This window comes from Neisseria sp. GT4A_CT1 (genome assembly GCF_000227275.1).
Classification (GTDB): domain Bacteria; phylum Pseudomonadota; class Gammaproteobacteria; order Burkholderiales; family Neisseriaceae; genus Neisseria.
In genome coordinates this window covers 310,774-325,247 of record NZ_JH164964.1, presented here as the reverse complement: position 1 = coordinate 325,247, position 14,474 = coordinate 310,774, and the positions used below count along the sequence as shown (strand labels likewise).

At 55.5% G+C, this 14,474-nt stretch carries 12 protein-coding genes and 1 pseudogene; 10 read left to right on the top strand and 3 right to left on the bottom strand.

Going from position 1 to position 14,474, the window contains the following annotated elements; genetic code table 11:
* Positions 1-466, bottom strand: a pseudogene (locus HMPREF1028_RS01455) (IS630 family transposase); the annotation flags it as partial.
* Between the two features lie 214 nt (positions 467-680).
* Between HMPREF1028_RS01455 and rfaE2 the strand changes: the two are divergent.
* The 8 genes from rfaE2 to HMPREF1028_RS01415 all read left to right on the top strand — a co-directional run bounded on the left by rfaE2 (position 681) and on the right by HMPREF1028_RS01415 (position 6,424).
* A complete protein-coding gene (gene rfaE2 / locus HMPREF1028_RS01450; RefSeq protein ID WP_148132473.1) occupies positions 681-1,187 on the top strand; it encodes a D-glycero-beta-D-manno-heptose 1-phosphate adenylyltransferase in 507 nt (168 codons plus the stop codon).
* Entirely contained in the window at positions 1,184-2,983 is a 1,800-nt protein-coding gene (locus tag HMPREF1028_RS01445) for a bifunctional biotin--[acetyl-CoA-carboxylase] ligase/type III pantothenate kinase (protein WP_009311037.1), read from the top strand. Before rfaE2 ends, HMPREF1028_RS01445 begins: the two co-directional genes overlap by 4 nt.
* 182 nt (positions 2,984-3,165) lie before the next feature.
* Complete coding sequence (locus tag HMPREF1028_RS01440) at positions 3,166-4,053, top strand: hypothetical protein (protein WP_009311036.1); 888 nt, start codon at positions 3,166-3,168, stop codon at positions 4,051-4,053.
* Positions 4,054-4,235: 182 nt separating this feature from the next.
* Complete coding sequence (locus tag HMPREF1028_RS01435) at positions 4,236-4,433, top strand: hypothetical protein (protein ID WP_009311035.1); 198 nt, start codon at positions 4,236-4,238, stop codon at positions 4,431-4,433.
* A 280-nt stretch (positions 4,434-4,713) separates the two neighbouring features.
* Positions 4,714-4,839 carry a hypothetical protein gene (locus HMPREF1028_RS15675; RefSeq protein WP_283118703.1) on the top strand — a complete coding sequence of 42 codons (126 nt, stop codon included), beginning with the start codon at positions 4,714-4,716 and terminating at the stop codon, positions 4,837-4,839.
* 41 nt (positions 4,840-4,880) lie between these two features.
* A complete protein-coding gene (locus tag HMPREF1028_RS01425) occupies positions 4,881-5,156 on the top strand; it encodes an RNA-binding S4 domain-containing protein (protein ID WP_094112968.1) in 276 nt (91 codons plus the stop codon).
* Positions 5,134-5,352 (top strand): hypothetical protein, encoded by a 219-nt coding sequence (locus HMPREF1028_RS01420; protein ID WP_009311034.1) that lies wholly within the window; start codon positions 5,134-5,136, stop codon positions 5,350-5,352. Before HMPREF1028_RS01425 ends, HMPREF1028_RS01420 begins: the two co-directional genes overlap by 23 nt.
* A gap of 235 nt (positions 5,353-5,587) precedes the next feature.
* Positions 5,588-6,424 (top strand): PHP domain-containing protein, encoded by an 837-nt coding sequence (locus tag HMPREF1028_RS01415; RefSeq protein ID WP_009311033.1) that lies wholly within the window; start codon positions 5,588-5,590, stop codon positions 6,422-6,424.
* A 354-nt stretch (positions 6,425-6,778) separates the two neighbouring features.
* Here the strand turns inward: HMPREF1028_RS01415 and HMPREF1028_RS01410 are convergent, their stop codons facing one another.
* Positions 6,779-8,353: an inorganic phosphate transporter gene (locus tag HMPREF1028_RS01410; protein WP_009311032.1), complete on the bottom strand. Its 1,575-nt coding sequence runs from the start codon at positions 8,351-8,353 to the stop codon at positions 6,779-6,781.
* Between the two features lie 159 nt (positions 8,354-8,512).
* Between HMPREF1028_RS01410 and HMPREF1028_RS01405 the strand changes: the two genes are divergently transcribed.
* Positions 8,513-9,613 carry an anhydro-N-acetylmuramic acid kinase gene (locus HMPREF1028_RS01405; RefSeq protein WP_009311031.1) on the top strand — a complete coding sequence of 367 codons (1,101 nt, stop codon included), beginning with the start codon at positions 8,513-8,515 and terminating at the stop codon, positions 9,611-9,613.
* Between the two features lie 165 nt (positions 9,614-9,778).
* On the opposite strand, the gene HMPREF1028_RS01400 is transcribed toward HMPREF1028_RS01405, so the two are convergent.
* Positions 9,779-10,579, bottom strand: a complete 801-nt coding sequence (locus HMPREF1028_RS01400; protein WP_009311030.1) for a factor H-binding protein — start codon at positions 10,577-10,579, stop codon at positions 9,779-9,781.
* Positions 10,580-10,894: 315 nt separating this feature from the next.
* On the opposite strand from HMPREF1028_RS01400, the gene dnaE reads away from it, so the two are divergent.
* Entirely contained in the window at positions 10,895-14,347 is a 3,453-nt protein-coding gene (gene dnaE / locus HMPREF1028_RS01395; RefSeq protein ID WP_009311029.1) for a DNA polymerase III subunit alpha, read from the top strand.
* Positions 14,348-14,474 lie beyond the last annotated feature (127 nt).

The following is a 14,474-nucleotide window of genomic DNA, read 5'->3' as shown; positions in this document are numbered from 1 at the left end:
TTTGCCTTTCAGGCTGCGGGCGATAGGGACGGAACAGGTACGCGATCAAATCCTGTTTCATCCAAATAAACACGTTGGTAGTCGGAAAATTCGGCCAGCTGTGTCAAATAATGCGTTACTTTGGCTGGGTCTTGTTCTTTGTAAGTGGTGGTCTTTTTTTGCGCGTCATCCCCATCTGTTTGAGTGCATAGCAAACGGCGGCTGCCGTACAATCAAAATGTTTGGCGATTTCATGCAGATAGGCATCCGGGTGTTGCCCAACATATTGAGCCAGTTTTTGCCTATCCAATTTGACGGCATTTAGACCGGTGACTTGATGTTTTAGGCTGCCTGTTTGCTTTTTAAGGCGAATCCACAGGTAAAGCGTGTTTCTTGACAGGTTAAACGTTGCTGCGGTTTGGCTGATGTTTTTGCATTGTTCGTAATAGTTTAAAGCTTTGTTCCTTAAGTCCGCAGAGTATGCCATGGTTAAACCTTCAAAGTTGAGTATTGTACTATTTTGTTTTTAATTGACTATATGACGTAATGCCGAACAAACCGGCGTACATAGGAACAACGCCAAAGTGGCAATTTTGTCAAAGCCTGCCTTTTCAGACGACCCCTTCTCCTCCCCTCAAATTTACCTTTTCCGCCCGCTTCGGTATCATACCGCCTGTCTGTTTATCCCCAACGGAATCCCGATTATGTCTGACTGGTCCCTCCCCGATTTCGAACGCAAAATCTGCCCGCCCGAAGAATTGGCGCAACGTCTGCACACGCTTCCCCGCCCGCTGGTGTTTACCAACGGCTGTTTCGATATTCTGCACAGGGGGCATGTTACCTATCTGGCGCAGGCGCGTTCGGCGGGGGCGGCGTTGGTGCTGGCTTTGAACACGGATGCGTCCGTGCGCCGTTTAGGCAAGGGAGACGACCGTCCCGTCAACCCGCTGGAAAACCGCGTGGCGGTGGCAGCGGCATTGGCAAGCGTGGATTTGGTCACTTGGTTTGACGAAGACACGCCCGCCGAGTTGATCGAGCAAATCAAACCCGACATCCTGATTAAAGGCGGCGACTGGCCGGTCGAAAAAATCGTCGGCGCGCAAGAAACGCTGGCGCGCGGCGGCAAAGTGTTTTCCATTCCGTTCCTGCACCAGACTTCCACCACGAAAACGCTGGAAAAAATCCGCGCAGCCGAGGGCGGCAAATGACCGCGCTGAAACTGCCGCACAGTCGGGTTTTGGCGGAACTTGCCGACGGTCTGCCGCAACACGTTTCCCATCTCGCGCGTATCGCGGGCGTGAAGCCGCACCAGCTCAACGGCTTTTGGCAACAGATGCCCGCACACATCCGCGGACTGCTGCGCCAGCACGACGGGCAGTGGCGGCTCGTGCGCCCGCTTGCTTTGTTTGACGAAGAAGCGTTGCTACGTTTGGGCGCGGAACGCGGTTTTCAGACGACCTTAAAACACGAATGCACATCCAGCAACGACGAAATCCTGAATCTGGCGCGCACTTCGCCCGAACAAGCCCATAAATCGCTCTGCGTCGCGCATCTGCAAACCAAAGGCCGCGGGCGGCAGGGACGCAAGTGGACACACCGGCTGGGCGAATGCCTGATGTTCAGCTTCGGCTGGGTATTCGACAAACCGCAGCACGAACTCGGCTCGCTCGCCCCCGCCGTCGCGCTCGCCTGCCGCCGCGCTTTAGCCGCATCGGGTTTGGACATACAAATCAAGTGGCCGAACGATTTGGTCGCCGGCAGGGACAAACTCGGCGGCATCCTGATCGAAACCGTCCGCAACGGGGGCAAAACCGCTGCCGTCATCGGCATAGGCATCAATTTCGTCCTGCCCAAAGAAGTCGAAAACGCCGCTTCCGTCCAAGCCCTCTTCCACAACGCGCAGCTTGCCCGCGGCACCGCCTCCGTACACTGCATTCCCGCTTCAACGCTGTTGGACAAATTGTTGGGCGAACTCAATGTCGTGCTGACGCAATACGCGCAAAACGGGTTCGCCCCCTTCCTTGAAGAATACCAAACCGCCCACCGTGACCACGACAAACCCGTCCTGCTCCTGCGCGACGGGCAGACCGTAAACGAAGGCACCGTCCTCAGCGTCGATGCACAAGGCGCGTTGCACCTGATGACATCGGCAGGCGAACAAACCGTCGTCAGCGGCGAAATCAGCCTGCGCCCCGACGACACGCCCCGCGCCGCCGCGCCGCGCCCACCCGAACGCCTCCTCCTGCTCGACGGCGGCAACAGCCAGCTCAAATGGGCATGGGTGGAAAACGGCGTGTTCAACGAAGTCACCCGCGCGCCGTACCGCGATTTGAGCAGGCTCGGCGAAGAATGGGCAGCGCGTTCAGACGACCGCACCCGTATCGTCGGTTGCGCCGTGTGCGGCGACCTCAAAAAAGCCCTGGTCGAAGCCCACCTGACCGCGCCCGTCCGCTGGCTGCCCTCCATGCCGCAGGCGCTCGGCATCCGCAACCACTACCGCAACCCCGCCGAACACGGTTCCGACCGCTGGTTCAACGCCTTGGGCAGCCGCCGTTTCAGCCAAAACGCCTGTGTCGTCGTCAGCTGCGGCACTGCCGTAACCACCGACGCGCTCACCGAAGACAACCATTACCTCGGCGGCACCATCATGCCCGGCTTCCACCTCATGAAAGAAGCCCTCGCCGCCAAAACCGCCAACCTCGACCGCCCCGCCGGCAAAGTGTACCCCTTCCCCACCACCACGCCCAACGCCATCACCAGCGGCATGATGGATGCCGTTTGCGGAGCCGTCATCATGATGCACGGGCGGCTGCAACAAAAAACGGGCGAAGGCAAACCCGTCGACGTCATCATCACCGGCGGCGGCGCAAGCAAAGTCGTCAACGCCCTGCCCAAGCAGTTTGTTTTGGACAATACAGTAAAAATTGTAGATAATCTCGTCATTTACGGCTTATTGAACTGGGTCGCGCAAGAGCAGGAACAGCCTGATAAATTGCCCGAATAAGCAGCAATGCCGTAGCACAGATTCAAAAAGGTCGTCTGAAACGCAACACCGCTTTTCAGACGACCTTCAGACGCAGCAAACTTCAGCCGGTTGGCTTTGACGCCGATCCGCCACAACCAATAACAACACAAAACCGCCCGCACACCGCAACGGCAACCGAACACAAAAAAGGAAAACAACTCATGAAATGGCTTTTCGCCGCCCTCGTGGCACTCAACATCATCGTCTTCGGCGGCATGATTACGCACCGCCTCAACAACGCCAAATCCCCCAACGCCGCGCCCGTAGAAGGCGGCGCCCACGAACTCGCCCAACCCGAATCCCTGCGCCCTCAGCAAGCCCCCGCGCCTGCCGACAACGCGCAACCCGACTGGCTGCAAACCGACGAAACACAAGCCGACCTGCCCGAGCCCGAATCCGAAGAAGCCATAGCCGAACGCAAGAAAAAAGAAGAAGAGGAACAGGCGCGCCGCGAAAAAGAAAAAAAAGAACGTGAAGAAAAAGCCCGCCGCGAAAAAGAAAAAGCCGCCGCCGAAAACACCAATCCGGCTGCTGCCGCCAACGAAAATCCCGCCGCCAAAAACGCATCCGCCGCCCGCCAATGTACGTCTAACGCCAGCGTTACCCTGGACGAAGACGACTACCACCGTATCAAAGGCCTGCTGACCCGCTGGCCGCACGCCGCCAGCCGCACCGTAGAAAAACGCGGTGCATCGAAAGACCACGCCGCCAAAACCTTCCGCGTCGTGCTGCCTGCCGACAGCGAAGCCATGAACCGCCTCGAAGCCCTCGGCAACAAAGGCTTCAACGGCACGCTCCACAACGGCGAAATCAGCCTCGGCGTCATGAAAAGCCGCTCCTCCGCCCAAGTCCTCATCTCGCGCCTGTCCGCAGCAGGTTTCGGCGGCGCGCGCATCGTCGAACAAGACGACAAAGGCAACGCCGCCGACAGCACCCTCAGCGTTTCCCGCATGACCGTCATCTTCATGTCGGTCGATGAAAAAGACGCACAGGAAATCCGCAACATCGTCGGGCGCTACGGCAGCCTGAATATGAAAACCTGCAAATAAAACCCAAAGGTCGTCTGAACGTTTTCAGACGACCTTTTGCAAAGATGCAACAGATTAGGCAGCAGTCAAATCTCGTTTGGAAAACCGAATAGGTTAACGTTGATATCGCCTTCAAAGATATCCGCATTCAGATTGCGCAACCGCCGACAAACCCTTATCCGTACAAAGGTTCTTGAGAAACCATGAAACCCGCCCAAACCTCCCTACTGTTCGCCCTTCTGCTCGGACTGCTGCCGGCGGCATACGCCGAAGACTACGACGACGAAGCCTATCAAAAACTGATTACACAATGCACGCGCAACCAGCTCGACAGTTGCGTCACACTCGGCATTTGGACCCGCGACTATCTGGAAAGCCCCCCGATGCCTACCCGCCGCTGAAAAAAGCCTGCGACGGCAAAAACATGAAGGGCTGCAACGTATTGGCAAACCTCTATTTATAGTGGATTAAATTTAAATCAGGACAAGGCGACGAAGCCGCAGACAGTACATGATAGTACGACAAGGCGAGGCAACGCCGTACTGGTTTAAAGTTAATCCACTATAAACCCATACAGCGGCTTGGGCATGGAACTACCCCAAAGCCCTCGAACTTTACCGCAAAGCCTGCAAAGGCGGCTATGACAACGCCTGCCGCAACGCCAAAGAAACCGAAGAGGAAATGCGCAATCAAACGGCTGAAGACCGCGCAGCCAAACGCCAAGAGCGGCTGGAGGCACTGCAACGTTCCTGCATGGGCGAAAACGATGCCGCTTGCAGGGCCTTACAACGCGAATTGCAACGCTGATACAGAAGCCGCGGTCGTCTGAAACGGCTTTCAGACGACCTATGCTACAATTTCACGCATCCGAACCCATTACAGGAAAACTCATGGAAGCCACCGTCTATCTCGAAGACAACGAATACATCGCCTTATGCGACCTCTTGAAGCTCGCCGGACTTGCCGAAAGCGGCGGGCAGGCGAAAGCGTTTATCGCCGAAGGACTGGTGTTGCGCAACGGCGAAACCGAAACCCGCAAAACCGCCAAAATACGTGGCGGCGAAGTCATCGAGTTTGACGGCGCGCGCTTGGAAATCGCCGATGGATACGACCCTGAAGAATAAAGCCGAAGCCCTCTTGGGCGAGCCGCTTCTAGACGAACCCGTCCGCCCCGAGTCGTGGGAATGCTGCGGCAGCGATTGCGGCGATGCCTGCATCCAGACAATTTATTGGTCGGATAAAGCCCGCTACGACGCACAACAGCGGAAATTGAAAGAAGCGGGTTGGTCGGACGACGAAGAGAACGGAAAGGTCGTCTGAAAACGGTTCGGCTGGATGGCAACCGCGTTTTCAGACGACCTTTTACTTTTCAAAAGCCGTAGGTTGGATACTTGTATCCGACAAAGTTTTAATATGCACAATTTGAAATATCGGATTCAATAATCCGAGCTACTGATTTTCAGACGACCTTTGTGTCCCACCATTTTCCACATTACCGTCCTGTCTACCCCTATTGAAACACTCCGCCCTTCATTCACCACACACATAACGCCCCATGATAGACCTGCACTGCCATTCCACCGTTTCCGACGGTATGCTCTCCCCCGCCGAAGTCGTACGCCTCGCGCATCAAAACGGCTGCACGCTGCTGGCGCTGACCGACCACGACCACACCGGCGGCATCGCCGAAGCGCGTGCCGAAGCCGACGCACTCGGGCTGCGTTTCGTCAACGGCGTGGAAATCTCCGTAACTTGGCGCGGACGCACCATACACGTTGTCGGTTTGGATTTCAACGAACAGGACGAAAACCTGCAAAACCTGTTGGCACAAGTACGGCAAGGTCGTCTGAAACGCCTTGAAGCCATCGCCGCCAAGCTCGAAAAGAAAGGCATCGGCGGCGCATACGACGGCGCGCTCGCGCTGGCGGCAAACAAAGAAATGGTCAGCCGCACCCACATCGCCGAGTTCCTCATCCGAGCGGGACACGTCAAAAACAAGCAGCAGGCGTTCACCAAATACTTGGGCGACGGCAAATCCTGCGCCGTCCGCCACGAATGGGCGACGCTGGAAGACTGCGTATCCGCCCTCAACGGCGCGGGCGGCATGGCAGTCATCGCCCACCCCATGCGCTACGATTTATCCGCCATCGCCAAGCGCAATCTGTTTGAAGAATTTAAAAACCTCGGCGGCGTGGGCATCGAAGTCCACAGCGGCAACTGCTGCAAAAACGACCGCCTCAACTACGCGCTGCTGGCAGACCGCTTCGGTATGCTCGCCAGCGCAGGCAGCGACTTCCACCGCTTAAACGACTTCAGCGGCGGCATCCTCGGCGCGTGTCCCGAACTGCCGGAAAACTGCAAACCGGTTTGGGAACATTTCAAAAGGGTTTGAACCGACAAGCTTCGACAAAATATCCGGCAATTGCGTTCAAATCATCCTTCTTGGCCCTGAGACGGCAACATCCTACGTTCCAAATCCATCCGACCCAACATCTTATAGTGGATTAATTTTAAACCAGTACGGCGTTGCCTCGCCTTAGCTCAAAGAGAACGATTCTCTAAGGTGCTGAAGCACCAAGTGAATCGGTTCCGTACTATCTGTACTGTCTGCGGCTTCGTCGCCTTGTCCTGATTTAAATTTAACCCACTATATCTTGCCTCTCTTTTATCTTGATTTCGCCATAAAAAAGGTCGTCTGAAAGCGGAAACAGTGCTTTCAGACGACCTTTTGTGTAGCAATCCGATATTAGAACAGGGCTTGCAGAATCAAGTAGCAGGTCACGGACAGGATGGCGGCGGCAGGCAGGGTAATGACCCATGCTAAGCCGATGGGTTTCATCAGCTTCCAGTTGGCGTTGCGGTTGACCAAGCCGATGCCGAGTACCGCGCCGACCAATATATGGGTACTGGATACGGGCAGCCCCATAAAGGAGGCGGCCATCACGACGGCGGCGGCGGAAAGTTCGGCGGTAAAGCCCGAAGCGGGGTGCATTTCCGCCAAACTGCTGCCGACTGTTTTAATCACTTCTTTACCGACAAACCACAAGCCGACAATCAAGGCGATACCGAATGTCAGCATGGCAATCGGCGGAACGGCGTTTTGAGAAGTAATGCTGTTGGTGCGCAATGCGTCCATGATGGCGGCAAACGGGCCGATGGCGTTGGCAATATCGTTTGCGCCGTGGCTGAAGGCGAAGCCGCAGGCGGTAAATACCTGCATCCATGAAAACATTTGAAAAGTGGATTTATCCAAATCTTTGCGCTTCAGGCTTTTGGCGAATACGAACGTACCCATCCACACTGCCGCGCCGATCATGAAGATGGTCAGGAAGCTGTTGACATTGCTCATGCCTAAGTGAAGGTTGTTCAACCCTTTGAAAATCAGCATGGCGGCAATCATCATCCCGCCGAAAGAGGCGATAAAGGGAACCCAAGAATGAAGGGCTTTATAGGAGTCGACGTTGTTTTTGCGGTTGTCCAAATCGTACAGGCCGCGGTAGTAGTCGCTTTTCAGATCGGCGGGATCAAAATCCGGCTCGTCGTAGATTTGCGCGTCGTGCGCCATTTTGGTGGCGTATTCGACTTTTTCGCTTTCGCTCAAGGCTTCAAAAAACAGGCGGTGCTGTTCTTTGTAAGCCTTTTTTTCTTGCTTGATACCCTTGAGCGTACCTTCCGCCCAAGCGTTGTAATCCAAAACGTTTTTCTTCACTCTGGAAAACAGTAAATAGGAGGCCGTGCCGCCCAAAATGGGGGACAAAACCCAAGACAGGGCGATTTCGCCCAATTTGCCCCATTGAATCAGATCGCCCGCGTTCATATTGTTCATCACCGCCATGCAGACCGCGCTGCCGACGATACCGCCGATAATGGCGTGGGTAGTGGAAACGGGCAGGCCTTTACGTGAGGCGAACAAAAGCCACAATGCCGCCGCGAGCAGTGCGGACATCATGATAAAGACAAACTGCATGGGCTGAAGGTCGATGCCGTTCAAATCCACAATGCCTTTGCGTATGGTATCGGTCACTTCGCCGCCCGCAATCACCGCGCCGCTGACCTCGAACACCGCCGCAATCAGCAAAGCCTGGGGAATCGTCAGCGTACCGGAGCCGACGCTGGTACCGAAGGAATTGGCGATATCGTTACCGCCCACGTTAAACGCCATGAAAACGCCGAACATGGTAGCGATAATGAACAATATGGAATGGTTGTAATGGGTATAGCCCAAGCCCCAGTAAATAAAATAGCCGACCATGCCCACCAGCATAGCGGCAAAGACAGCATTAATCAGCTTCAAGTTGGCACTCATCTGAGTTTGAGCCATAGGATCAGCTTCCTTAAGAATTGCGGATGTGTTTCGGACTATTGTAACCTTTTTGCAATCTTTCTTGAAACATTTATTTACCTTCGCCGCGCCAAATACCTGACAAATCGCAAAACCGCGTTAAAATGTTTTTTTACGGCCTAATCCGAACCACAACCCATGAATACCCAACTTTATATCGGCATCATGTCCGGCACCAGCATGGACGGTGCAGATGCCGTGCTTATCCGTATGCAGGGCAATCAATGGCAGGGCGCGCTGGCTCATGCCTTTACCCCGTATTCAGACGACCTCCGTCAAGAGCTTCTAAACCTTCAAAATATCGGCGACAACGAATTGCACCGCAGCAATATCCTGTCCCAGACCCTCAGCCGCCTTTACGCGCAAACCGTCCACACCCTCCTCTCAGAACAAAACCTGCCCGCCGAAGCCGTTACCGCCATCGGCTGCCACGGGCAAACCGTCCGCCACGCCCCCGAACACGGTTACAGCATCCAGCTTGCCGACTTGCCCCTGCTGGCGGAACTGACCGGCATTTTTACCATCGGCGACTTCCGCAGCCGCGATTTGGCTTCGGGCGGGCAAGGCGCGCCGCTGGTTCCCGCCTTCCATCAAGCCCTGTTCCAACATCCGCAGGAAACCCGCGTCGTCCTCAATATCGGCGGCATCTCCAACATCAGCGTCTTATCGCCACAGCAAGCCGCTTTCGGCTTCGACACCGGTCCCGGCAATATGCTGATGGACGCGTGGATGCAGCACAACTGGCAGCAGTCATACGACCACGACGGGCAACGCGCCGCACAAGGCGCTATCCTGCCTGATTTGCTGAACCGCCTGCTCGACCATCCCTATTTCAGACGACCCCATCCCAAAAGTACGGGCAGGGAGCTTTTCTCCTTAAACTGGCTTCAAGGTCGTCTGAAAGGCGGCGAAAAGCCCGAAGATGTTTTAAGAACCTTGGTTCGCTACACCGCGCAAGCCATCCGCGACGCCGTTGATACAGCCGCCCCCGACACGCGCAATCTCTACGTCTGCGGCGGCGGCATCCGCAATCCGGTTTTGATGCAGGATTTGGCGGACCTGTTCTCCCCCGCTGTCGGATTGAACAGCACCGCAGCGCTTAACCTTGACCCGCAATGGGTCGAAGCCGCCGCTTTCGCCTGGCTCGCCGCGTGTTGGATAAACCGGACGCCCAGCAGCCCGAACCATGCGACCGGTGCAGCCAAAGCCTGCATCTTGGGCGCAGGCCACTACGCCTGATGTCCGGTTTCAGACGACCCGTCCGATATCGGCTGCCATAGCCGGACAATCCGTCCGTATCCAAACCTCCGCCCCATCAAAAAAGGTCGTCTGAAAAGCGGCAACCCAGGTTTGAAACCTGATTGAACCGCGTTTTCAGACGACCTTATTACACGTCTCTTTCAATTATTCTTTTTTACCGGCAAGTCCGATGTCTTTCTCTTTATCGCCAACTTTCACTTGCGCTTTACCGGCAATCTCTTCAGCCTTGCTGCCGAAAATGTTCAAACGGTAGCTGCCTTTGTCTTCATTGTTGAGCGTCGCGCGTCCGTTGATTGCCGAACCCGTACCTGCTGCGGCAATGTTAGCGGCAGCCAAATCGACATTGTAATCAGGCGCCATGCCGCTGATTTTGCCCTGACCTTGTTTTTTCTCAAAATCAATGGTGTACGTCAGGCGGCCGCTATTATCGTCGCCGTTAAATGCGATACCACGGTAGGTATAGCGGCCCAGTTGCGGCAGGTCTTTAAAGGCAATTTCCTTACCTTGCACTTCGCCGACTTTAAATTCATACGCCTGCAAGTCTTTCAGCTTGTTGCCGTCGGCAGAATCGGCTTTCTGCTTGATATATTTGGCAGCGACAGCCGAATTGTCTTGTTTGTAAACCATAAAATCGCCGCGTTCCAAATCGATGACCTGTCCGTTGACGTTGATTTTGCCGACGTAATCATAATAGGAAATCTTGTCGCGCTTCAGAAAGGCGGTGTCCAAATTGTCGCCTTTTTTAAGCGTTTGCACCTTATTGTTGGCACTCAGCTGCATCGTGCCGTTTTCGGGAACGCTCTCGAAAACGGTAATGTATTTCACGCCCTTAGCCTTAGGATCAAAGCCTTTGCCTATCGCATCGGACAGCGCGGAAGAGGAGCTGCCGCAGGCGGCAAGCGTAGAAACCAAAGATGCGGCAAGAACCAAGCGGACGGCTTTCATGGTTTTCCTTTCGTTTGAAGTTGTTTGATAACATATTCATATTATCGCACCAGCCCTCAATGACGTATGATTTAAATCAATATTCATCATTCCTATTCCGCCGCTTTGCCAGCCTTTGCAGTTTATACCGTCGTCTTTTCATTTTTGTGAAACCGTTTCACAGCCCCGCCCGATTGCCAAACAACCCGATACCATGCTGCTTCCGCCATCTGCCTCTACCGTTGAGGTCGTCTGAAAGCCCGCTTCACTCCTTTTCAGACGACCTTTTTCCAACCCTGCTACAATACGCCTTTTACTGTTCACGCCGATTTTGCCATGACCGAGCCGACCTACATCCCGCTGCGCCTGCATACCGAGTTTTCAATTACCGACGGTATGGTGCGGATTAAAAAACTGATTGCCAAAGCGCAGGAATACGGTTTGCCTGCTTTGGGCATCAGCGATTTGATGAACGAATTCGGTTTGGTGAAATTCTATAAAGCCTGCCGCAGCGCGGGGATTAAGCCCGTCGGGGCGGCGGACGTGTGGATAGGCAATCCGAATGCGCCCGACAAGCCGTTCCGCGCCATGCTGATTATCCGCAACGATGCGGGCTATCTGCGCCTGAGCGAGCTTTTGACGGCGGCTTATGTCGGCAAAGACCGCAATGTCCATCATGCGGAACTCAATCCCGAATGGCTGGAAAACGGCGACAACAGCGGCTTGATTTGTTTGAGCGGCGCGCATTACGGCGAAGTGGGCGTAAATCTCTTGAACGGCAATGAAGACGCGGCGCGTGCGGCGGCGTTGAAGTATGCGGCGTGGTTCCCCGATGCGTTTTATCTGGAGCTGCAACGCCTGCCCGAACGTCCCGAATGGGAGGCTTGCGTTTCGGGCAGCGTGAAGCTGGCGGAGGAATTGGGTTTGCCGGTGGTGGCGACGCATCCGACGCAGTTTATGAGCCGCGACGATTTCAACGCGCACGAGGCGCGGGTGTGCATCGCGGGCGGCTGGGTGCTGACGGACAAGAAACGTCCGCGCGATTTTACGCCGAGCCAGTTTTTCATTCCGCCGGAAACGATGCTGGAGCGTTTCGCCGATTTGCCCGAAGCCTTGGAAAACACGGTGGAAATCGCCAAACGCTGCAATATCCATATCACGCTGGGCAAAAACTTCCTGCCCCTGTTCCCGACGCCCGACGGCTTGTCGCTGGACGATTATTTGGTAAAGCTGTCCAACGAGGGTTTGCAGGAACGCATGGTTCAGCTTTATCCCGACGAGGCAGAACGGGCGGCGAAAATGCCGGAATATCAGGAGCGGCTGGATTTTGAGCTGAACATCATCATCCAGATGAAATTCCCCGGCTATTTCCTTATCGTACAAGACTTTATCAACTGGGCGAAAACGCACGGCTGTCCGGTAGGGCCGGGACGCGGTTCGGGCGCAGGCTCGCTGGTGGCGTATTCATTGAAGATTACCGACCTTGATCCGCTCAAATACGCGCTGCTGTTCGAGCGTTTCTTGAACCCCGAACGCGTTTCCATGCCCGACTTCGACGTGGACTTTTGCCAAAGCAACCGCGGCCGCGTGATTGAATATGTGCGCGACAAATACGGTGCGCAGGCGGTGAGCCAGATTGTGACCTTCGGCACGATGTCGTCCAAAGCGGTGATACGCGACGTAGGGCGCGTGCTGGAACTGCCGTTTACCCTGTGCGACAAACTGTCGAAGCTGATTCCGTTGGAAGCCAACAAACCTTTGGGTTTGGACGATGCAATGAAGGCGGAGCCGCAGATTCAGGAATTGATCGAAGCGGAAGAAGCGGACGAACTGATTACGCTGGCGAAAAAGCTGGAAGATTTGACGCGCGGTCTGGGTATGCACGCGGGCGGCGTGTTGATTGCGCCGGGCAAGATTTCCGATTACAGCCCCGTGTATCAGGCGGACGAATCCGCTTCGCCCGTATCCATGTACGACAAGGGCGACGTGGAAGACGTGGGTTTGGTGAAGTTCGACTTTTTGGGCCTGCGCAACCTGACCATTATCGAAATGGCGCAGAACAACATCAAAAACACCACCGGCGATATTGTCGATGTCGGCAAAATCCCGCTCGACGACCAAGCCGCCTACAAAATCTTCCGCGACGCGAACACCACCGCCGTCTTCCAGTTCGAGTCGACCGGCATGAAAAAAATGCTGAAAACGGCGCACACCACCAAGTTTGAAGAACTCATCGCCTTCGTATCGCTCTACCGCCCCGGCCCGATGGACAACATCCCCGACTTCGTCGCGCGCATGAAGGGGCAGGAATTCCAATACATCCACCCGCTGCTCGAAGGCATCCTCGCGCCGACCTACGGGATTATGGTGTATCAGGAACAAGTGATGCAGGCGGCGCAGATTATCGGCGGCTACTCGCTCGGCGGCGCGGACTTGCTGCGCCGCGCCATGGGTAAGAAAAAGCCCGAAGAGATGGTGAAACACCGCGAAATCTTCGCCGAAGGCGCGGCAAAACAAGGCATTTCGCGCGAAAAATCCGACGAAATCTTCAACTATATGGAAAAATTCGCCGGCTACGGTTTCAACAAATCCCACGCCGCCGCCTACGCCCTGATTTCCTACCAGACCGCATGGCTCAAAGCCCATTACCCCGCCGAATTTATGGCGGCGACCATGTCGTCTGAATTGGACAACACCGACCAGCTCAAACATTTCTACGACGACTGCCGCGCCAACGGCATCGAGTTCCTGCCGCCCGACATCAACGAATCCGACTACCGCTTCACGCCGTATCCGAACATGAAAATCCGCTACGCACTCGGCGCGATTAAAGGCACGGGCGAAGCCGCCGTCGAATCCATCATCGCCGCGCGGCAAAGCGGCGGCAAATTTACCGGCCTGTTGGACTTCTGCGAGCGCGTCGGCAAAGAACACATGAACCGCCGCACCCTCGAAGCCCTGATACGCGGCGGCGCGTTCGACAGCATCGAACCCAACCGCGCCATGCTCTTGGCAAACATCGACCTCGCCATGAACAACGCCGACCAAAAAGCCGCCAACGCCAATCAGGGCGGGCTCTTCGACATGATGGAAGATGCCATCGAACCGGTGCAGCTCATCGACGCGCCCATGTGGAGCGAATCGGAAAAACTCGCCGAAGAAAAAACCGTCATCGGCTTTTACCTGTCCGGCCACCCGTTCGGCCCGTATGCCCAAGAAGTCCGCCAAATCGCCCCGACCAAATTAGGCCGTCTGAAACCGCAAGACAGCGTGCGCCTCGCCGGATTCGTTACCGCCGTGCGCACCATGATGGGCAAGCGCGGCAAAATCGCCTTCGTCAGCCTCGAAGATTTGAGCGGACAGATTGAAATCATGGTCAGCGGCCAGACGCTGGAAAACTGCGCCGACTACCTCAAATCCGACCAAGTACTGATTATCGAATCCAAAGTCAGCCGCGACGACTACGGCGGTGGCGACGGGCTACGCATCATGGCAAACCAAGTCATGACCCTGCAAATGGCGCGCGAACGTTACGCCCGCAGCCTCAGCCTCGCCCTCACCCCCGGTCACGACATCGAACGCCTCGCTACCATCCTCACCGCCCACCGCCTGCCCGACACGCCGCACATCCCGCTGCAACTGTCGTACAGCAACGGCAAAGCGTCGGGCAGGTTTCAAGTGCCGCCGAAATGGATGGTTACGCCGAGCTCCACGTTATTCGACGAACTGGAAAAACTGCTCGGCAGCAGGGCAGTACGCGTGAATTGGGAAGGCGCAGGGGTCGTCTGAAACAGCGACGGAAAACTGCTGTTTAAACTGCATCGCTATTAAAATACAAAACCGAACCTTTATTTTCAGACGACGTTTGATAAACCATTCAAAGACGTCGTCTGAAAACGCAAAACCGCACCACATT